Genomic DNA, 20364 nt, shown 5'->3' with positions numbered 1-20364 from the left:
ACCCCGTTGGCCTCTAAGGCTGTTTCCATCTTGTGCGCCGCAATAAGATAGAATGTTCTGTCCCAGCGTCAGCCCCCCGTCCACGCAATATGAACGCACCAGCTCAAATCCAGGCACTGCTTGCCGAATCGCCCGATGGTCACGCCCCTACCCGCTTGCGGGAAATTCCATACAACTACACCTCCTTCTCCGATCGCGAAATCGTGATCCGCCTTCTCGGCGAAGAGTCCTGGGCGTTGTTGGACGAACTGCGGGCCTCTCGCCAGACCGGCCGCTCCGCTCGCATGCTGTATGAAGTGCTGGGCGATATCTGGGTCGTGCGCCGCAATCCTTACCTGCAGGACGACCTGCTGGATAACCCGAAGCGCCGCCAGGCACTGATCGACGCGCTGCATCACCGCTTGTCGGAAGTGGACAAGCGCCGCAACACCGTCGACGCGGCAGCCGATGCCGATTCGCAAAAGCGCAGCGGCAATGTGGAAAAGCTGCTGCGCGCGGCAAGCAAGGCAGTTGCGGACTTCGGCGAAGAATTCCGCCAGATGTACGACCTGCGCAAACGCACGCAGAAGGTACTCGGCAAATACACCGAGAAGCACAATATCTGCTTCGACGGCATGAAGCGCATCACCCACGTGACCGATGCGACCGACTGGCGTGTCGAGTACCCGTTCGTGGTGCTGACCCCTGACAGCGAAGAGGAAATGGCCGGCCTGGTGAAAGGCTGCATCGAGCTTGGCCTGACCATCATCCCGCGCGGCGGCGGCACCGGCTACACCGGCGGCGCGATTCCGCTGACGCCTCTGTCGGCTGTCATCAACACCGAAAAGCTGCTGAAGCTGGGCGCCGTTGAAATGAAAGTGCTGCCGGGCCTGGACCGCGAATATGCGACCGTCCACTCGGAAGCGGGTGTCATTACGAATAAAGTCAGCGAAGCGGCCGAGAAGGCGGGCTTCGTGTTTGCGGTCGACCCGACTTCGGCCCACGCATCCTGCATCGGCGGCAATATCGCGATGAATGCGGGCGGCAAGAAGGCCGTGCTGTGGGGCACTGCACTGGATAACCTGGCCTCGTGGCGCATGGTCGATCCAAACGGCGACTGGCTGGAAGTCACGCGCCTGGACCACAACCTGTCCAAGATCCACGACACGCCGCTGGCGCGCTTCAAGCTGGAATGGACGCATCCGAATGGCCGCGGCGAGTCGAAAGGCGAGCCATTCAAGACCGAGATCCTGGAAATCGAAGGCCGCAAGTTCCGCAAGGAAGGCCTGGGCAAGGACGTCACCGATAAGTTCCTGGCCGGCCTGCCTGGCGTGCAGAAGGAGGGCACCGATGGCCTGATCACGTCCGCGCGCTGGATCCTGCACAAGATGCCGAAGTTCACCCGCACCGTCTGCCTGGAGTTCTTCGGCCAGGCGCGCGATGCGATCCCGTCGATCGTCGAGATCAAGGATTACCTGGACGGCCTGCCGGCACAGGGCGAACAATTCAAGACCATCCGCCTGGCTGGACTGGAGCACCTGGACGAGCGCTACCTGCGCGCCGTCGGCTATGCCACCAAGTCCAAGCGCGGCGTGCTGCCGAAGATGGCGCTGTTCGGCGACATCGTCGGCGACGACGAAGGTGCCGTGGCGCTGGCCGCATCCGAAGTGGTGCGCCTGGCGAACACCCGCGTCGGCGAAGGCTTCGTGGCCGTGAGCCCGGAAGCGCGCAAGAAATTCTGGCTGGACCGCGCCCGCACCGCGGCGATTGCGAAGCACACCAACGCCTTCAAGATCAATGAAGACGTGGTGATCCCGCTGAACCGCATGGGCGAGTACACCGACGGCATCGAGCGCATCAACATCGAGCTGTCGGTCAAGAACAAGCTGCAACTGGCGCAAGAGCTGCGCGAATTCCTGGCCGCCGACAAGCTCCCGATCGGCAAGAGCGACGACGCATCCGACGACAAAGTCGGCTACGCGGAGATGCTGGGCGACCGCCAGGCGCAGGCGCTGGCGCTGGTGGACCAGGTGCATGCACGCTGGACCTTCATCCTCGCCAACCTCGACAAGCCTCTGGCTGAAGTGCGCAGAGACCTGCTGGCGCTGGGCCTGGAGCACCTGGCCGGCGCGTTGGACGACCGCCTGCAGCACCAGCCGCAAGCGACCCTGTTCGACGTGGCGCAAGACCGCACCGTGCGCATCAGCTGGAAGCAGGAGATCCGCGCGCAACTGCGCCAGATTTTCAACGGCGGCGCCTACAAGCAGATTCTCGACGAAGCGCAAGCGATCCACAAGCGCGTGCTGCACGGCCGCGTGTTCGTGGCGCTGCACATGCACGCGGGCGACGGCAACGTGCACACCAACCTGCCGGTCAACTCGGACCACTACGAGATGCTGCAGGATGCGCACAAGGCGGTGGCGCGCATCATGAAGCTGGCCCGTTCCCTGAACGGCGTGATCTCGGGCGAGCACGGCATCGGCATCACCAAGCTGGAATTCCTGACCGACGAAGAGATCGGCGAATTCCGCGAGTACAAGAAACGCGTCGACCCGGAAGGCCGCTTCAACAAGGGCAAGCTGCTCAACCTGCCGGGCATGGAAGCGACGCTGGAAAACGCCTACACGCCGTCCTTCGGCCTGATGGGCCACGAATCGCTGATCATGCAGCAAAGCGATATCGGCGACATCGCCAACAGCGTGAAGGACTGCCTGCGCTGCGGCAAGTGCAAACCGGTGTGCTCGACCCACGTGCCGCGCGCCAACCTGTTGTACTCGCCGCGCGACAAGATCCTGGCCACCTCGGCGCTGATCGAAGCCTTCCTGTACGAAGAGCAGACCCGCCGCGGCATCTCGATCCGCCATTGGGAAGAATTCGAAGACGTTGCCGACCACTGCACCGTATGCCACAAGTGCGAGTCGCCGTGCCCGGTCAATATCGACTTCGGCGATGTGTCGATGAATATGCGCAACCTGCTACGCAAGATGGACAAGCGCTCCTTCAATCCGGGCAAGCGTGCGGCCATGTTCTTCCTGAATGCGACCGACCCGTCCACTATCCGCGCCACGCGCGAGGTGATGATGGGCTGGGGCTACAAGGCGCAGCGCCTGGGGCATGAAGTGTTCAAGACCGTCGCGCGCAAGCAAGCCAAGGCGCCGCCGCCAACCGTCGGCAAGCCGGCCGTGCGCGAGCAGGTGATCCACTTCGTGAACAAGAAAATGCCGGGCAACCTGCCGAAGAAGACCGCGCGGGCGTTGCTGGACATCGAAGACAACAAGATGATCCCGATCATTCGCGATCCGAAGAAGACCAATGCCAACAGTGAAGCCGTGTTCTACTTCCCTGGCTGCGGCTCGGAGCGGCTGTTCTCGCAGGTCGGCCTGGCCACGCAAGCCATGCTGTGGGATGTGGGGGTGCAGACCGTGCTGCCACCGGGCTACTTGTGCTGCGGCTATCCACAGCGCGGTGCAGGCGATTACGACAAGGCGGAGAAAATGGTGACGGACAATCGTGTCCTGTTCCACCGTATGGCGAATACGCTGAACTACCTGGATATCAAGACCGTGGTGGTGTCTTGCGGTACCTGCTACGACCAGTTGGCTGGCTACGAGTTCGAAAAGATCTTCCCTGGCTGCCGCATCATGGACATCCACGAGTATCTGCTGGAGAAGAACGTCAAGCTGGAGGGCGTGACCGGCACGCGCTACATGTATCACGATCCGTGCCACTCGCCGATGAAGATGCAGGATCCGTTGAAGACGGTGAACGCGCTGGTGTCCACGGTCGACAATGTGAAGATCGAAAAGAACGATCGCTGCTGCGGCGAATCCGGCACGCTGGCTGCCGCCCGTCCGGATATTTCGACGCAGGTGCGCTTCCGCAAGGAGCAGGAGATGGTGGCCGGCGCCGACAAGCTGCGCCAGGATTTCGACGGCGAGGTGAAGATCCTGACCAGCTGCCCGGCATGCCTGCAAGGCCTGACCCGCTATAACGACGATTCCGGCACTACTGCCGACTACATCGTGGTCGAAATGGCCAAGCACAAGCTGGGCGATAACTGGCTGGTGGATTACGTGGCGCGCGCCAATGATGGCGGCATTGAAAGGGTGCTGGTATGACGATCAACTGCGACTTGTGCAAGCTGCTGGTCAACCCACCTTCGGACGTGTTGATCTGGCGCGACGACCGCCTGGCGGTGATTCTGGTCGACGAACCTGGCTACCCAGGCTACGTCCGCGTCGTGTGGCACGACCACGTGCGCGAAATGACGGACCTGCCGTCGGCGGACCGCGACCACGTCATGCAATCCGTCTGGGCGGTAGAGGAGGCGCAGCGCGCCACCATGTCGCCGCACAAGGTCAACGTGGCAAGCTTCGGCAACATGACGCCGCACGTGCACTGGCATGTGATCCCGCGCTACACTGACGATGCGCACTTCCCGAACCCGACCTGGGGCGCGAAGCAGCGCGAGCATGATGCGGCCGCTATCGCGGCGCGCGCGGCTTTGCTGCCGGCCTTGCGCGCGGCAATCATCGAGAATCTCAAATGAAGAACCCAACCGGCCTGACAGTCCACAGCAAATCGCGCTACCTCGAAATCTCTTTCGATGATGGCGCGAGCTTCAACATTCCTTTCGAACTGCTGCGCGTGTATTCGCCGTCGGCGGAAGTGAAGGGCCATGGGCCGGGCCAGGAAGTACTGCAAGTCGGCAAGCGCGATGTCGCCATGACCAACCTCGAACCGGTCGGCAATTACGCTGTCAAGCCGACTTTTGACGACGGCCACAATTCCGGCCTGTACACCTGGGATTACCTGTACGACCTGGGCGCCCGCCTGGAGCATCACTGGGCCGACTACCTGAAGCGCCTGGAAGCCGCCGGCTTCGCTGGCGACTCCGGCCGCGAACCCGGCACCGTGCTGCCCGGCGCCGCCGCCAAAGCCCACGGCTGCGGCCACCACCACTGAGTCAGTCCCGGTCCAGCTCCGGATGCTGGCGCATGTATTCCTCGTACTCTTGGACGTGGCGTAGCCACACATACTTATACATTGCGCGGTTCTTTGCGGGCATCATTCGAAGGAGCTCTGGAGTGAAGCAAATTACTTTAGGCGTTCCTTTTGGTTTCCCAGCATTGATACGCTCCAGTTCCTCATGTGCGGCGTCCATCGCCGCCTTGTCTACCGGTTCAATATCAGGAAAGTCAACGTCCTTTGGAAGTTTGTAGTGTTTCATAATCGTTCTCCACAAGTTGAAGTGGCGAGATGAAATCCATCTGCGGAAGCCCGGCTTGTTCGAACATCAGATGTAAAAACGGCAATCGTTGTGCTTCTAACCGCTGCCAGTCCCACGTCACATAAAGGTCAACCCCGAAGGTCGCCGCGCAGGCAATTTCAGAGCCCATGTTTGCCGTGTCTGACTTAAGACCGCCACCTGCGAGGAAAAGTTCCGTTTCGGTTGTAAAAATTACTTCTGTGCTGAGCACATGCAACTGTTCTGCTACGAGAAGGCGGGACGAAGCCAGTGCAACTGGACCTGATTTGATCTTGTCGAGGGCGAACGTTGAGGCGCAAAGGTTGCGGTATGCGGCAGGACGCGGAACCAGCGGCGGGTCAGCGACTGACAGGTGCGTAGGCGCTGCGGGCTGGCGGGTCGGCCAGGGCGCAGAGAACTGAGGTGTCGAGGTAGATATTGCTGGGCATTGGGCCAGCTTACGCTTGGCCCGAATGCCTGCTTTCGGATACATCAAGGAATGGCGGCATGTTACCGCCATTGAAAGAATGCTTAGTTGACCATCATTTTGCGGCGCTGGAACTCTTCATAGCGCTGCTGCTCACGTTCCCAGATGTATCGGAATGCGGCACGGGCTTCCGGAGTCAGGCGACGGATGGCCTCTACGTTAAAGGTCATCGGATGCGGCTCAGCGGATGCCAGGGCGCGCGATTGGGCGCGGGTGGCGTCGATGAACTGCTTGGTGGCTTCGTCGATATCCGGGAAAAAAATGTCCGCGGGCAATTTTTGCTGAAGCTCCATCTGAAAATCTCCTAGTAAGACAAATCGTCTGAGCCATAAAACGACTCGATGAGCATTCTGGTTGACAAGCTTCATCAAAATCTGTGCGCCACCCCACAAATGTATAATGCGGCAATTACAAGGCACCCTAAAAATGACCAATACCACCCATTTCGGTTATAAAACCGTCAACGAAGACGACAAAGTCAAGGAAGTCGCCAAGGTCTTCCACTCCGTCGCCGCCAAGTACGACATCATGAACGACCTTCTGTCCGGCGGCCTGCACCGCATCTGGAAGGCTTTCACTATTGCTAACGCGGCTGTGCGTCCAGGCATGAAGGTGCTCGACATCGCGGGTGGCACTGGCGACCTGGCCAAGGCATTTGCCAAGGCTGCGGGTTCGACCGGCGAGGTCTGGCTGACCGACATCAATGAGTCGATGCTGCGCGTTGGCCGCGACCGTCTCTTGAATAAGGGCCTGGTTACCCCCACCTTGATTTGCGATGCGGAGAAGCTGCCGTTCCCGGATAACTACTTCGACCGTGTCAGCGTGGCGTTCGGCCTGCGCAATATGACGCACAAGGATGTTGCTCTTTCTGAAATGCGTCGCGTGCTGAAGCCGGGTGGCAAATTGCTGGTGCTGGAATTCTCGAAAGTGGATCCGGTCTTGCAAAAACCGTATGACTTTTATTCCTTCACGGTGTTGCCGTGGATGGGCCAGAAAGTGGCCAACGATTCGGAGAGCTATCGCTATCTGGCCGAATCGATCCGCATGCACCCGGACCAGGAAACGCTGAAGACCATGATGCAGGCTGCAGGTCTCGAGCGCGTGCAGTACTACAACCTGACGGCGGGTGTGGCCGCTTTACACACTGGCATCAAAATGTGAGATATCGGATACGATGAAAATCAAGAAATTCCTGGCCGGCGCAATGATTGCGCTGTCCGCGGTAAGCATGATGAGTGAATTGTCGGCGCGCCCAATGGGCGGCGGCAAATCCTTTGGCCGCCAGTCGTCGAGCGTGAGCAGCATGCCGCGCCAGGCCGCACCGGCGCCGGCACCTGCTGCCCCGACCGCGGCACCGACGGCTACCCGTCCTGCTGCCGCACCTGCGGCGGCTCCCGCAGCACCGGCACCGGCACCAAAACCCAGCATGTGGAAGGGCATTCTCGGCGGCGCACTGCTGGGCCTTGGCCTGGGCGCGCTGCTGTCGCACTTCGGCCTGGGCGGCGCCATGGCGTCGGCCATCAGCTCGATCCTGATGATCGCCCTGATCGGCGGCGTGATCTTCTTCATCGTCCGCATGCTGCGCCGCAAGTCGCAACCGGAGGCGCAGCCTGCGTTCAGCGGCTACAACGGCGGCAATGTGCGCGAGTTGCAGCCAACGCCTTTCGAACCGGTGATGCCGGCTGCCGGTGCAGCCCTGGCGGCGCCTGCAGCGGCGGAAGCCGTAGCGCACGCTCCTTGGGGCGTGCCGGCTGATTTCGACACCGCAGGCTTCCTGCGCGCGGCCAAGTCCAACTACATCCGGCTGCAGGCGGCATGGGACAAGGCGGACGTGGAAGATATCCGTACCTTCACCACGCCTGAAGTCTTTGCCGAGTTGCGCATGCAGATCCAGGAACGCGGCGCGCAAGCCGAGTACACCGATGTGGTGGCAATCGAGGCTGAACTGCTGGGCATCGAGAACGACGGCAACGATTCCCTGGCCAGCGTGAAGTTCTGGGGCAAGATGAAACCCGCTGCCGATGCGCTGCCGGAACCGTTCCAAGAAGTATGGAACCTGAGCAAACCGCACAACGGCAAGACCGGTTGGATGCTGGCAGGTATCCAGCAGCTTGCGTGACGTGGCGCTGTAACTGGTAAGATCGAGACCGCCCTGGTTTTCCGGGGCGGTTTGTTTTTGTATGACGCGACCGCTGCGGGCCGGGTGTCCGACCCCATGGGTCTGACAGCGGTTAGCCGGTTTTAAGAAGAAGACGACGATGTTTCCATTCCCTCCCAAGCTGCCGGGCCTGAGCATGCCGGCAGCTGCCACCATCAACCACCTGCTGGCGCAGGAGCCATGGGCACGCACTGAGCTCAAGCTGCACGCCGGCAAGGTCGCCGTGATCGACGCCAGCCCGGCCGTACTGCGCCTGCGCGTAGCGCCGGACGGCATGGTCGAGGCGGCCGGCAGCGAGGCAGGGGCGGCGGTGACGATTCGCCTCAAGCTCAGCGACTTGCCGCTGATCGCCCAAAACCGCGAGCGCGCCTTCTCCTATGTGCAGATCGAGGGCGACGCCGAATTTGCCAACGCCATTTCGCGCCTGTCGCAATCGTTGCGCTGGGAAGCCGAGTACGACCTGGAAAAACTGGTGGGCCCGATCGCTGCCGTGCGCCTGGTGCAGGGCGCCAAGGCGGTAGTGCAGGGCGCGCGCAACGGCCAGCGCAAAATGGCCGAGAATGTCGCGGAGTACTTCCTCGACGAGAACCCGCTGTTGATCCGCCCGGTGGTGGCGGAAAGCTTTGCGGCCGATGTGACCCGCTTCCGCGATGACGTGGAACGCGCCAGCAAGCGGCTGGAAAAACTCGAACAAAAACTGGCTAAATGATTCGCAAATTCCTTCGGCTGTTCAAGATCATTCGTGTCTCCGTCCAGTATGGGCTGGACGAAATCGCCATTTCCGGCTTCGACAAGCCACGCATCAGCAAATTCCTCGATACCGTTTTCTTCTGGCGCGAGCTGTCGACGCCGCGTGCCGTGCGCCTGCGCTGCGCGCTGGAAGAGCTGGGCCCGATCTTCGTGAAGTTCGGCCAGGTGCTGTCGACCCGCAGCGACCTGTTCCCGCTCGATATCGTGGCCGAGCTGTCCAAGCTGCAGGACCGGGTACCGCCTTTCGACTCCGACCTGGCGATCAGGATGATCGAGGAGTCGCTGGGTGCCCACCCTGACGAGTTGTTTGCGCGCTTCGAGCGCGTGCCGGTGGCCTCGGCCTCCATCGCCCAGGTGCACTTCGCCGCGCTGAAGGATGGCACGCAGGTAGCGGTCAAGGTGCTGCGACCGGGCATGAAGAAGCTGATCGATGAGGACGTGGCGCTGATGCACATCGCGGCCAACTTCATCAACCGCGTGTGGGCCGATTCCAAGCGCCTGAAAATCCAGGAAGTGGTGCAGGAATTCGACAAGTACCTGCACGATGAACTGGACCTGATGCGCGAAGCGGCCAATGCCAGCCAGTTGCGCCGCAATTTTGCCGAGTCGAAGCTGCTGCTGGTGCCGGAGATGTATTGGGATTACTGCTCCAGCAATGTGATTGTGATGGAGCGCATGCACGGCATTCCGGTGTCGCAGATCGAGCGCCTGATCGAGGCGGGAGTCGATTTGAAAAAGCTGTCGTCGGATGGCGTGGAGATCTTTTTCACGCAGGTGTTCCGCGATGGCTTCTTCCACGCCGATATGCACCCGGGGAATATCCTGGTGTCGATCGAGCCGGAGTCGTTTGGCCGCTATATTGCGCTGGACTTCGGCATCGTCGGCACCTTGAATGACTACGACAAGGATTACCTGTCGCAGAACTTCCTGGCCTTCTTCCGCCGCGATTACAAGCGCGTGGCGGAGGCGCACATCGAATCGGGCTGGGCGCCCAAGGAGACCCGTGTCGACGAACTGGAAGCGGCTGTGCGGGCTTGCTGCGAGCCGATCTTCGATCGTCCGCTGAAGGACATCTCCTTCGGCCAGGTGCTGCTGCGCCTGTTCCAGACTTCGCGCCGCTTCAATGTGGAAGTGCAGCCGCAACTGGTGCTGTTGCAGAAGACATTGCTGAATATCGAAGGCCTGGGCCGCCAGCTCGATCCTGACCTGGATTTGTGGAAGACGGCCAAGCCGTATCTTGAGCGCTGGATGGCGGAGCAGGTGGGCTGGCGTGGGCTGGTGGAACGCCTGAAGGCGGAGGCGCCGCGCTACTCGCATATATTCCCGCAGTTGCCGCGGCTGGCGCACCAGGCGCTGACCGTTGCGGCAGAGCGCGATGTGGAGACCAGAGCGTTGCTGGCGCACCTGGTGGCGGAGCAGCGCCATACCAATCGCTTGCTGTCGTTCTTTGCGTTCTTTGTCGGGTCGTTTGTGGTGGGCGCTGTGGCGTACCTGGCTTATGCCCGACTTCACTAATCGCGATCCGCGCACGGCGGAGTTCTGGGACCAGCGCTTCGACCAGCAATTCACCCCTTGGGATCGGGGCGGGGTGCCGGGGCAGTTGGCGGGTTGGCTGCAAACCGGTAAACCGGTGTCTGACCCGCAGGGTCAGACACCGTCCTGCCGGCTTTCGGTGCTGATCCCCGGCTGCGGCAGCGGCTATGAATTGCAAGCCTTTTGCGAAGCCGGCTGGGACGCTATCGCCATCGATTTCTCCCCATCCGCCGTTGTTGCGGCGCAACAAGCGGTCGGCCCCTGGCGCGAGCGCGTAGTCGAAGCCGACTTCTTCGCCTACGACCCGCAGCAGCCATTGGACCTGATCTACGAACGCGCCTTCCTGTGCGCCATGCCGCGCGACATGTGGCCGCGCGTGGTGCAGCGCTGGGTGCAATTGCTGCCGGAAGGCGCCCTCCTGCTAGGTTACTTCTTCTTCGACAACAACCCCAAAGGCCCGCCATTCGGCGCCGACAGGCAACAGCTGGTGCAGTTAATGAGCGCTCACTTCGATCTCGAGCAAGACATGCCGGTCGAGGACTCGATCCCGGTATTCCAGGGCAAGGAGCGCTGGATGGCATGGCGCCGGAAAAAAGCTTTATAATTCAGGGTTTTGATGTTTTTTGCGGAGTAATAGATGCCTATCTACGCTTACCGCTGCGAGGAATGTGGCTTTGCCAAGGACGTGCTGCAAAAGATCTCCGATCCGCAGCTCACGGATTGCCCTTCCTGCGGCAAGTCCACCTTTAAGAAGCAACTGACCGCAGCCGGCTTCCAACTGAAGGGCACCGGCTGGTACGTAACCGATTTCCGAGGCGGCACCGCCCCGGCAACCGGCGTTGCCAGCACGGCCAAAACCGACGCCCCGGCGGCAGCCGCTCCGGCGCCTGCGCCGGCAAAGTCCACCAGCGAGGCCTGATTTACCCCGCACAAGGAACGCGATGCGCAAATATTTCATTACCGGCTTGCTGATTTTGGTTCCCCTGGCGATTACCGCCTGGGTGCTCAACATCATCATCAGCACCATGGACCAGTCGCTCCTGATCGTGCCGGAGCGCTGGCAGCCGCGTACCCTGATCGGTTTCGATATCCCAGGCCTGGGCACTATCCTGACCGTGCTGATCGTGTTCATTACCGGCCTGCTGACCAATAACCTGGTCGGCAATTTCGTCGTCAGGCAGTGGGAAAAGCTGCTGCACCGCATCCCGGTAGTCAGCTCCCTGTACGGCAGCGTGAAGCAGGTTTCGGACACGCTGTTTTCCGATTCCGGCAATGCTTTCCGCAAGGCCGTGCTGGTGCCATACCCGCATGCCGGCTCGCGCACCATCGGTTTCCTGACCGGCGCGCCAGCTACCGAAGTGCAGAAGCACCTGGACGGTGAGTACATCAGCGTCTACGTGCCTACCACGCCGAACCCGACTTCCGGCTTCTTTTTGATGATGCCGAAAAAAGATGTAATCGAGCTCGATATGAGCGTCGATGCCGCACTGAAGTACATCGTTTCGATGGGCGTTGTCGTCCCTGAATAAAACTTAACCTGAAACTGAGAATCAATATGTCCATGCGTACTGAATACTGCGGCCTCGTAACCGAAGCCCTCGTAGGCCAAACCGTCAGCCTGTGCGGCTGGGTGCACCGTCGCCGCGACCACGGCAAGCTGATCTTCATCGACCTGCGCGACCGCGAAGGCCTGGTGCAAGTGGTCTGCGACCCGGACTTTGCCGACATGTTCAAAGTCGCCGAATCCGTGCGTAACGAGTACTGCCTGCAAATCACCGGTACTGTGAAAGAGCGTTCGGCCGAAACCATCAACGCCAAGCACAAGTCGGGCAAGATCGAAGTGATCGCCACCCAGGTAGTGGTGCTGAACGCTTCGGTGCCGGTGCCGTTCCAGCTGGACGACGACAACCTGTCCGAAACCACCCGCCTGACCCACCGCGTGCTGGACCTGCGCCGCGCCCAGATGCAGAACAACCTGCGCCTGCGCTACAAGGTGTCGATGGAAGTGCGCAAGTACCTGGACGACCTGGGCTTCATCGATATCGAAACCCCGGTGCTGACCAAGTCCACACCGGAAGGCGCGCGCGACTACCTGGTGCCATCGCGCGTCAATGCGCACGAATTCTTCGCCCTGCCGCAATCGCCGCAACTGTTCAAGCAGCTGCTGATGGTCGCCAACTTCGACCGTTACTACCAGATCACCAAGTGCTTCCGCGACGAAGACCTGCGTGCTGACCGCCAGCCTGAATTCACCCAGATCGACTGCGAAACCTCGTTCCTGAGCGAGCAGGAAATCCGCGACCTGTTCGAAACCATGATCCGCAAAGTGTTCAAGAACACCATGGACGTGGAACTGCCAAACCCGTTCCCGGTGATGGACTTCGCAGAAGCCATGGGCAAGTACGGTTCGGACAAGCCGGACATGCGCGTAAAGATGGAGTTCACCGAACTGACCGACATCATGAAGAACGTCGAGTCGAAGATCTTCTCCAGCGCCGCCAACATGGCCAACGGCCGCGTGGTCGGCATGCGCGTACCGAAGGGCGGCTCCATGTCGCGTTCGGAAATCGACGCATACACCCAGTTCGTCGCCATTTACGGCGCCAAGGGCCTGGCCTACATCAAGGTCAACGAGAAGGCCAAGGGCCGCGAAGGCCTGCAGTCGCCGCTGCTCAAGTCCCTGGATGACGCAGTACTGGACACCATCATGGAGCGCACCGGCGCGCAAGACGGCGACCTGATCTTCTTCGGCGCCGACAAGGCGAAGGTGGTGAACGATGCGATCGGCGCGCTGCGCGTGAAGATCGGCCATTCCGAGTTCGGCAAGGCCAACGGCCTGTTCAACGACGTGTGGGCACCGCTGTGGGTGATCGACTTCCCGATGTTCGAGTACGACGAAGAAGAAGACCGCTGGACCGCAACCCACCACCCATTCACCTCGCCAAAAGACGGCCACGAAGACATGCTGGAAACCAATCCGGGTGCATGTATCGCCAAGGCCTACGACATGGTGCTGAACGGCTGGGAACTGGGCGGCGGCTCGATCCGTATCCACCGCGAAGAAGTGCAATCGAAAGTGTTCCGCGCACTGAAGATCGGTGCTGAGGAAGCACGCGAGAAGTTCGGCTTCCTGCTGGACGCACTGCAGTACGGTGCGCCTCCGCACGGCGGCCTGGCTTTCGGCCTGGATCGCATCGTGACCCTGATGACCAAGTCCGATTCGATCCGCGACGTGATCGCCTTCCCGAAAACCCAGCGCGCACAGTGCTTGCTGACCCAGGCTCCTTCGCCGGTCGACGAGAAGCAACTGCGTGAACTGCATATCCGTCTGCGTTCGGCCGAGCCGAAAGTAGCTGGTTAAAACCGCAAAGCGGTGTCTGACCCGCAGGGTCAGACACCCGGCCAGTTCCCGCCGCTTTACCGGTTTCAAATGATGAAGCCCTACAAAATCCCGGAATCAGTCCTGGTGGTGATCCACACCGCCGACATGGAAGTGCTCCTGATCGAGCGCGCCGGCAATCCCGGCTACTGGCAATCCGTCACCGGCTCCAAAGACGCCCTCGACGAGCCCCTGTTCACCACCGCTACCCGCGAACTGTTCGAAGAAACCGGCATCGTTGCCGACGGCAAAGATATCGTGCTGCAAGACTGGGGCCTGCAGAACATCTACGAAATCTACCCGGTCTGGCGCCACCGCTACGAGCCTGGCGTCACCCACAACCTCGAACATATCTTCAGCGTGCAAGTGCCGCGCAATGTGCCAGTCATGCTCAGCCCGCGCGAACATACCGCCCACGTCTGGTTGCCTTACCTCGAAGCGGCCGACCGCTGCTTTTCCCCATCCAACGCCGAAGCTATCCTCCAGTTGCCACAGCACGTGTAACTAGCATTTTGCTCGTTAATTGTGCGCCGCGCGTTTGGCTATAATCGGACATCGACTGTCACGCTGGGGGCGCACGCCATGCCGGAGACTCAGGATATTCTTCTCGAGCAGTTGCAGGTCGGCCTATACGTCCACCTCGACCTGAAGTGGTTTGAGCATCCATTTGCGTTCAGCCATTTCAAGATCAAGTCGCAGGAGCAGATCCACCAGCTGCGCAGCCTGGGCCTGCACAAGATCCGTATCGACCCGGCCTTGAGCGACGTGCAGCCCGCCGCGCTGTCGGCCGAAGCGCATGAAGTCGCTGCCGCGGCGCCGCCGCCGCCGCCGGCGCCCGAGTCCCCCGAGCTCACCGCCAAGCGCGCGATGATGGAGCGCATGCGCCAGCAGCGCGAGAATGCAGCGCGCATCGAGCATGCCTTTATCGATACGGCGCGCGCCATGAAGGACATGGAAAAGAACATCTTCGCGCGCCCGGCCGAGAACCTGCAAAAGGCCAGCGAGATGATCGGCAAGATTGCCGACTCCATCCTGAGTGCGCCGGAGCTGGCTATCCACGTCATGGGCGACCGTACCGGCGGCGAGGAAATCTACCTGCATTCGCTCAACGTCACCATGCTGTCGATGATGATTGCGCGCGACATCAAGCTGCCGCGCGAAGTGGCGGGAGCGATGGGCGTCGGATCCATGTTCCACGACCTGGGCGTGCGCAATATTCCCGACAAGGTGCTGACCAAGACCGAAGCCTGGACCCACTCGGAGCAGAACCTGTATGAAACGCACTGTGCGGTCGGCACCGAAATGGGGCAGCAACTCAAGTTCCCTGCCGCTGCCGTGGCCATCGTGCGCGACCATCACGAAATGTACGACGGCAGCGGTTACCCGCGCCACCTGAAGGGCGAGGAGATTGGCGTGCTGGCGCGCATCGTGGCGATCGCCAATTACTACGACCGCCTGTGCAACCCGGTCAACGGCACGCCGGGCCTGACCCCGCACGAAGCGCTGTCGCTGATGTTCGCCAAGAACCGCGGCAAGTTCGATCCCAAGCTGCTGCAGGTGTTCATCCGCTGCCTGGGTGTCTACCCGCCAGGCACCATCGTGCAGCTATCGAACGGCGCCACCGGCATGGTCGCCACCATCAATACCGAAAAGCCGAACAAGCCGGAACTGGTGGTGTACGAACCGGGTGTGCCGCGCGAAGATGCGATCATGGTCGACATGGAGCGCGAAAGCGACCTTAATATCGTGCGCGCCATCAAGCCCGCGCAGGTACCGAAGGAAATCTATGCCTACCTCAGTCCGCGCAAGCGGGTCAGCTATTACTTCGATGCCGCCAAGCCGGGCCAGGGAGCAGCCGGGTGATCTCCGCACTGCGCCAGCTGATGCTCGACCACAGTCCGCACATGATGCTGCTGGTCGATCCTGCCGACCTGCGCATCATCGTTGCCAACAAGGTGGCCGAGCAAGTGCTTGGCTATTCGGGCGCGCAGCTGGTCGAAATGCTGATCACCGATATCGAGAGCTCGCTGCAGGACGTGTTTTACTGGGAGGACGTGCGGGGCGGCCATTTCCAGGATATCGACGCGCAGGAAGGGGAATACCAGCGCGCCGACGGCACCCAGATCATGGTCATGAAATCGTTGCGCGTGCTGCGCCACGAGGAGCGCTGGCTGATCCTGATCCTGGCCCGCGATGCGCGCCAGGAACGCAAGGTGGAGGACGTGCTCGAACAAACCCTGTCGCAACTGCGCACTACGCTGGAGGCGACCGGTAACGGCATCCTGGTGATCGACTGGCACAACAAGATCGCCAGCATGAATCGGCAGTTCAGCGAGATGTGGCATATTCCTGACGCGTTCCTGAAGAACGGCAACGATTCCGCCATCCTTGAATTCCTGACTGCGAATGTGGCTGAACGGGAATTGTGCCGCGAGCGGCTGCAGCAAGTCAGCGATCCGCACGAGGCGCTGGACCAGTTTCACCTGCACGACGGCCGCGTATTCGAGTGCCGCTCGCGCCCGCAATTCCTCGGCGAGCGCATTATCGGGCGCGTGTACGGCTTCGTCGACAACACGGAGCGCGTGCACGCCGAGCAGGCGTTGCGCGATTCGCGCGACCAATTGGAGAGCCGCGTGCACGAGCGCACGCTGGCGCTGCAGATGGCGAACATCACGCTGGAGAGCGAGAAAACACGCCAGGCGGATTTGATCCGCAAGCTGGGCGAGGCGCAGAACCAGCTCCTGCAATCGGAGAAGATGGCGTCCATCGGCGTGCTGGCGGCTGGCGTGGCGCACGAAATCAACAACCCGGTCGGCTTCGTCAATTCCAACCTGAGCAGCCTGCAGCGCTACATGCAATCCTTGATGCGGCTGCTGGACGCTTATGAGGCGCGCGAAGAACACCTGCCGGAATCGGACCGTAGCGAGCTGAATGCGCTGCGCAAGGAAATCGATGCCGACTACCTGCGCGAGGACCTGGGCAGCCTGCTGTCCGAATCGACGGATGGCCTGGACCGCATCAAGCGCATTGTGCAGGACATGAAGGATTTCTCGCACGTCGGCGGCGGCGATGTGCTGGTGGCCAATCTCGAAGCGGGCCTCGACAGCACGCTGAACGTGGTCTGGAACGAGCTGAAATACAAGGCGGAAGTGGTGAAGGAATATGGCGGCGTGCCGGAAATCGAATGCATCCCGTCGCAACTGAACCAGGTGTTCATGAACCTGCTGGTCAACGCCGCCCATGCCATCGAATCGCGCGGCCGCATCACGGTGCGCACCAGTTACGAGAACGAAATGGTCACGGTGTCGGTGAGCGATACCGGCGGCGGCATTGCGGCGGAAAACCTGGGCCGCATCTTCGAGCCCTTCTTCACCACCAAGCCGGTCGGGAAGGGTACGGGCTTGGGCTTGTCGCTGTCTTACAGCATCGTGCAAAAGCACGGCGGCCGCATCGAGGTCGACAGCGAGATCGGGCGCGGCACCACCTTCCGTGTGATCCTGCCGCGACAGATGGCGCCCGCTGCCGAGGAAAATGATGTTGTAAATTGACTAAGTTGCCATGCGGTGATTACTATCTTCCGCATGAAAAACCTGTTCTTCCACTTCGGCCGCGACGCCGATACCCATCGCCCGCCAGAAGGCGAGACCTGCCACAACTGCCATGCTGCGGTCAGCACCCCCTACTGCGGCGAATGCGGCCAGAAAGCCACAGTGCATATCGCCAGCGCACATGAATTCATCCATCACTTCATTGGCCACTATGTAGCTGCCGAGGGCAAGCTGTGGCGCACGCTGGGCTGGCTATTTGCCAAGCCGGGGCAACTGACGGTGGAATTCATCCGCGGGCGGCGCGGGCAATTCATCGATCCGCTGCGGCTGCTGCTCACGATTTCCTTGCTGATGTTCCTGGTCATGAAATGGCAGGTGCATCACTTGCCCACCGTTGCAATGGATGCGCAAACAGCCCAGGGCCAGGCGATGGCTGCGCCTGCGACGCTGGCGCAGGCGCAGCACAAAGTCGACCGCAGCTTGTTCGCTGTCCTATCCTCGGCCAGTCCGCAATTCGCCCTCAATTACGGCAAGTTCCTTGCCCTTCCGGAGCAAGCCCGGGACGCGCAGTTGTGGGAAACCTGGCTGCGCGCTGGCCCGACCATCATGTTGTGCCTGATTCCGCTCATGGCAGTGGTGTTGAAGCTGCTGCACCTGGGAACTGGATGGCGCTACGGTGAGCACCTGGTGTTCTCCATGCATCTGCAGACGGTCAGCCTGGTGGCTGCGCTGCTGATCGTCGGCGGCATGCGCGACACGACCAAGTTGGCCATGTTTGCCGCGATGGCGGTGTACATCCTGCTTGCCATGCGCAAAGTCTACGGCGGCGGTTGGATCGTGCTGCTGCTGCGTACCGCCATTCTGGGTTTTTGGCTGACCCTGTCCTTCGAATGGCTGACGCGCACCACCTTCCTGCTGCGATTTACCTGAACGTCAGCTGCACGGGACGGCAAAGTCGACGTGGTAATGCTCGTCGTGCCGCACCCACGGCTTGCCCTTCATGAAGTTAAGCCGCTTCAGTTCGGTGCCGCGCGGCGTGGCGAACAGGCGCGGCAGGTAGGCGGTGTCGAAGATCACCAGCGCGATGCCATGCCCGCGTGCACGGGCCGCCTGGTCCAACTGGTACAGGTGTTCGGCCATCGCGGCAAAGTCGATGCTGTACGCGCCGTAGCGCGCATTCTTGTCGAATTCGATGTCGTAGCCAAAGCGCTGGGTGGCCGGTGTCGGCAAGCGCGCAGGCCGGTCATCCTTGTCACGCACCGGCACAAAGAAGTCGACCGACAGGCCATTCTGGTGCGTGCGGTGGGGCCGGAAGCGCCCGCCGAATTCATTGCCCGATTCCCCGTACACATACTGCGATCCCGGCGCAGTGCGCTCGAGCTTTGCATAGGCATCCCGTATGATGGCCGACACTTCGCTGTGCACATGGTTGCGGCCCATGCTGATGGCCAGCGCGCTGTAGGCCTTGAAATTGGCACCCTCTGGCGGAAGCTGGACACTGCCTTCGATGCTGCCGCGGTTCACGCTGCCGTAGCAGCGGCTGCCGGCTGCACTGGCAGTGGCCGCGCCAATCGCCAGCATTGTGGCGACCGCAATCTGCGTCGCCTTCATCAGGCCGTTCCGGCAAGCAGGCGGCGCAGCATGTAGCAGGCAGGGAAGGCCGGCAGCAGCAGGAGCACGAACGACAGGTCGCTAGCAGAAGCGCCGCCGCTGGCACTCGCCGCCATCAGCATGACCGAGGCATTGACTGCCGCGTGCATGGCAATGCCCGGGATCAGCGAGCGGGTCCGCTCATACAGCCAGCCGGCGACGATGCCGAACAGGGAGGCGCCGACGAGCTGGTAAATATTCATGTGGTAGAAGCCGAACACGACTGCCGAGCCCAGGATGGCATAGTTGCGCTCGTACTGTTGCAGGAAGCTGCGCAAGATGATGCCCCGAAACAGCATCTCTTCCACGATGGGGGCGATGACGCAAACCAGCAGGATTTGCGGCAGCCCGCCCGACAGCCAGTTACTCATCTCGTTTTCCATGCCCGCACGCATGGGAAATTCGGTGATCAACAGATAATTCACGCAACCCATGAGCAGGAATAGGCATGGCGTGGCCAGCAGGACCAGGGGCACGATGACCACCATGGTCGCCGCTGTCGCCGAGCGCGAAGAGTTGAACAGGTCGCGATACTCCAGGTTCTTCCAATGCAGCAGCGCGGTAAACACGATGCCGTTGGTAAGCAGACGGGACAGCGTGAGCAGGCTGTAGGGATCGTCAAGGCCCAGCCATTTGTGCGCGTCATACAGCGCACAGGTCACCAGGTAGTCGACGCCCCACAGGCATAAGACAAGGAAGAAGGCTTCCAGCGCGGAAGGGAAGGTAGCGTGTCGTTCGGTCATGGAGTATGACTATAAAGCAATTCGCGACACTTTTGACAGGGAGCAAGCCGGGCAGTTGGGGTTAGAATGAATCCCATGATGATCCGCGTTGCCACATACAATATTCACAAAGGCGTGTCGTACCGCAGCCACCCACGGGTGCATGCCTTGCGCCATGCGATTGAGGCCTTCCACGCCGACCTGGTGTTTTTGCAGGAAGTGCAGGGCCAGCACGACAGGATCGAGGCGCGTTATGGCGAGGAAAGCCAGGGCCACCGGCACTGGCCGAAGAAAGCCCAGCATGAATTTTTCGCGGGAGAATCGCACCAGTCCGTGTACGGCCTGAATGCGCAATACGACCATGGCCACCACGGCAATGCGCTGCTCAGCAAATACCCGATTGCACGCTGGACCAATACCGATATTTCCGACCACGCCTATGAATCGCGCGGCATCCTGCATTCGGTGGTGGAAACGGATGGCAAGCTGGTGCATTGCTACGTGATCCACCTCGGCCTGTTCGAGCGCAGCCGGGTGCGGCAGGCCGACATACTGATCGAAGCCGTGCGCAGTTCGGCGCCGGACGGCGAGCCGGTCATCATCGCCGGCGACTTCAACGACTGGCGCAATACGCTGACCGACAAGCTGCAAAGCGCACTCGGCGTGCGTGAAGTCTTCGACGAGATCAAGCACGGCCATCCGGTCGGCGACCTGGTGCGTACTCTGGCGCGGCGCAAGTCGGGCCAGCGCCCGGCCCGCACCTTCCCGGCCGCCTTGCCATTTTTCAGGTTGGACCGCATCTATGTGCGGGGCTTCAAGGTAGAATCCGCGGAAGTCCTGCATGGCCCGTTGTGGGCCAGGCTGTCGGATCACGCGCCCATCGTGGCGAACCTGAAACTGGTTTCCTGAC

The 20364-nt window shown here is 61.1% G+C and carries 21 protein-coding genes; 16 read left to right on the top strand and 5 right to left on the bottom strand.

All coding sequences use genetic code 11. From position 1 onward, the window contains the following. The first annotated feature begins 89 nt into the window (after positions 1 to 89). From ASD58_RS25850 to ASD58_RS25840, 3 genes are read left to right on the top strand one after another with little or no spacing between them, the layout of a single operon-like run. Positions 90 to 4097 (top strand): FAD/FMN-binding oxidoreductase, encoded by a 4008-nt coding sequence (locus tag ASD58_RS25850; RefSeq protein WP_057264572.1) that lies wholly within the window; start codon positions 90 to 92, stop codon positions 4095 to 4097. Continuing rightward, the gene (locus ASD58_RS25845; RefSeq protein WP_057264570.1) at positions 4094 to 4528 is read left to right on the top strand and encodes an HIT family protein; all 435 of its coding nucleotides are present in this window, start codon (positions 4094 to 4096) and stop codon (positions 4526 to 4528) included. The genes ASD58_RS25850 and ASD58_RS25845 overlap by 4 nt, the downstream gene beginning before the upstream one ends. Then, positions 4525 to 4944 (top strand): gamma-butyrobetaine hydroxylase-like domain-containing protein, encoded by a 420-nt coding sequence (locus tag ASD58_RS25840; RefSeq protein ID WP_057264568.1) that lies wholly within the window; start codon positions 4525 to 4527, stop codon positions 4942 to 4944. The genes ASD58_RS25845 and ASD58_RS25840 overlap by 4 nt, the downstream gene beginning before the upstream one ends. Position 4945: 1 nt before the next feature. Here ASD58_RS25840 and ASD58_RS25835 read toward each other — a convergent pair whose 3' ends face one another. The 3 genes from ASD58_RS25835 to ASD58_RS25830 are packed head-to-tail and all read right to left on the bottom strand — an operon-like array spanning position 4946 to position 6007. Next, complete coding sequence (locus tag ASD58_RS25835; RefSeq protein ID WP_057264566.1) at positions 4946 to 5209, bottom strand: hypothetical protein; 264 nt, start codon at positions 5207 to 5209, stop codon at positions 4946 to 4948. After that, complete coding sequence (locus ASD58_RS31505; RefSeq protein WP_156401493.1) at positions 5178 to 5723, bottom strand: hypothetical protein; 546 nt, start codon at positions 5721 to 5723, stop codon at positions 5178 to 5180. Before ASD58_RS31505 ends, ASD58_RS25835 begins: the two co-directional genes overlap by 32 nt. 35 nt (positions 5724 to 5758) lie before the next feature. Next, positions 5759 to 6007: a hypothetical protein gene (locus ASD58_RS25830; protein ID WP_028101568.1), complete on the bottom strand. Its 249-nt coding sequence runs from the start codon at positions 6005 to 6007 to the stop codon at positions 5759 to 5761. A gap of 133 nt (positions 6008 to 6140) precedes the next feature. Here ASD58_RS25830 and ubiE point away from each other — a divergent pair, with 133 nt between their 5' ends. The 12 genes from ubiE to ASD58_RS25770 all read left to right on the top strand — a co-directional run bounded on the left by ubiE (position 6141) and on the right by ASD58_RS25770 (position 18012). After that, positions 6141 to 6875: a bifunctional demethylmenaquinone methyltransferase/2-methoxy-6-polyprenyl-1,4-benzoquinol methylase UbiE gene (gene ubiE, locus ASD58_RS25825; RefSeq protein ID WP_057264564.1), complete on the top strand. Its 735-nt coding sequence runs from the start codon at positions 6141 to 6143 to the stop codon at positions 6873 to 6875. Between the two features lie 13 nt (positions 6876 to 6888). Next, positions 6889 to 7833 carry a Tim44 domain-containing protein gene (locus ASD58_RS25820; RefSeq protein WP_057264562.1) on the top strand — a complete coding sequence of 315 codons (945 nt, stop codon included), beginning with the start codon at positions 6889 to 6891 and terminating at the stop codon, positions 7831 to 7833. Positions 7834 to 7972: 139 nt separating this feature from the next. Then, the gene (locus ASD58_RS25815; protein WP_057264560.1) at positions 7973 to 8581 is read left to right on the top strand and encodes an SCP2 domain-containing protein; all 609 of its coding nucleotides are present in this window, start codon (positions 7973 to 7975) and stop codon (positions 8579 to 8581) included. Further along, entirely contained in the window at positions 8578 to 10137 is a 1560-nt protein-coding gene (gene ubiB / locus ASD58_RS25810) for a ubiquinone biosynthesis regulatory protein kinase UbiB (protein ID WP_057264559.1), read from the top strand. The genes ASD58_RS25815 and ubiB overlap by 4 nt, the downstream gene beginning before the upstream one ends. Then, positions 10121 to 10759, top strand: a complete 639-nt coding sequence (locus ASD58_RS25805; RefSeq protein ID WP_057264557.1) for a methyltransferase — start codon at positions 10121 to 10123, stop codon at positions 10757 to 10759. The genes ubiB and ASD58_RS25805 overlap by 17 nt, the downstream gene beginning before the upstream one ends. Positions 10760 to 10792: 33 nt before the next feature. Then, a complete protein-coding gene (locus ASD58_RS25800; protein ID WP_057264555.1) occupies positions 10793 to 11074 on the top strand; it encodes an FmdB family zinc ribbon protein in 282 nt (93 codons plus the stop codon). A gap of 22 nt (positions 11075 to 11096) precedes the next feature. Beyond that, positions 11097 to 11684 (top strand): DUF502 domain-containing protein, encoded by a 588-nt coding sequence (locus tag ASD58_RS25795; protein WP_057264553.1) that lies wholly within the window; start codon positions 11097 to 11099, stop codon positions 11682 to 11684. 26 nt (positions 11685 to 11710) lie between these two features. Further along, positions 11711 to 13516 carry an aspartate--tRNA ligase gene (aspS, locus tag ASD58_RS25790; RefSeq protein WP_057264551.1) on the top strand — a complete coding sequence of 602 codons (1806 nt, stop codon included), beginning with the start codon at positions 11711 to 11713 and terminating at the stop codon, positions 13514 to 13516. A gap of 72 nt (positions 13517 to 13588) precedes the next feature. Next, positions 13589 to 14038, top strand: a complete 450-nt coding sequence (gene nudB / locus ASD58_RS25785; RefSeq protein ID WP_057264549.1) for a dihydroneopterin triphosphate diphosphatase — start codon at positions 13589 to 13591, stop codon at positions 14036 to 14038. A gap of 78 nt (positions 14039 to 14116) precedes the next feature. Next, complete coding sequence (locus ASD58_RS25780; protein WP_057264548.1) at positions 14117 to 15397, top strand: HD-GYP domain-containing protein; 1281 nt, start codon at positions 14117 to 14119, stop codon at positions 15395 to 15397. Beyond that, on the top strand, positions 15394 to 17082 hold the full coding sequence (locus ASD58_RS25775; RefSeq protein WP_307178313.1) for an ATP-binding protein: 1689 nt from the start codon (positions 15394 to 15396) through the stop codon (positions 17080 to 17082). Before ASD58_RS25780 ends, ASD58_RS25775 begins: the two co-directional genes overlap by 4 nt. 33 nt (positions 17083 to 17115) lie before the next feature. After that, a complete protein-coding gene (locus ASD58_RS25770; protein ID WP_156401492.1) occupies positions 17116 to 18012 on the top strand; it encodes a DUF3667 domain-containing protein in 897 nt (298 codons plus the stop codon). Positions 18013 to 18015: 3 nt separating this feature from the next. On the opposite strand, the gene ASD58_RS25765 is transcribed toward ASD58_RS25770, so the two are convergent. Beyond that, a complete protein-coding gene (locus ASD58_RS25765; protein ID WP_057264544.1) occupies positions 18016 to 18693 on the bottom strand; it encodes a penicillin-insensitive murein endopeptidase in 678 nt (225 codons plus the stop codon). Further along, complete coding sequence (locus ASD58_RS25760) at positions 18693 to 19475, bottom strand: CPBP family intramembrane glutamic endopeptidase (RefSeq protein ID WP_057264542.1); 783 nt, start codon at positions 19473 to 19475, stop codon at positions 18693 to 18695. The genes ASD58_RS25765 and ASD58_RS25760 overlap by 1 nt, the downstream gene beginning before the upstream one ends. Before the next feature lie 75 nt (positions 19476 to 19550). On the opposite strand from ASD58_RS25760, the gene ASD58_RS25755 reads away from it, so the two are divergent. After that, positions 19551 to 20363 (top strand): endonuclease/exonuclease/phosphatase family protein, encoded by an 813-nt coding sequence (locus tag ASD58_RS25755; protein WP_057264541.1) that lies wholly within the window; start codon positions 19551 to 19553, stop codon positions 20361 to 20363. Position 20364 lies beyond the last annotated feature (1 nt).

The organism is Duganella sp. Root1480D1 (assembly GCF_001427305.1).
Taxonomy (GTDB): Bacteria; Pseudomonadota; Gammaproteobacteria; order Burkholderiales; family Burkholderiaceae_D; genus Rugamonas.
This window is presented reverse-complemented; position numbering and strand designations above follow the sequence as displayed.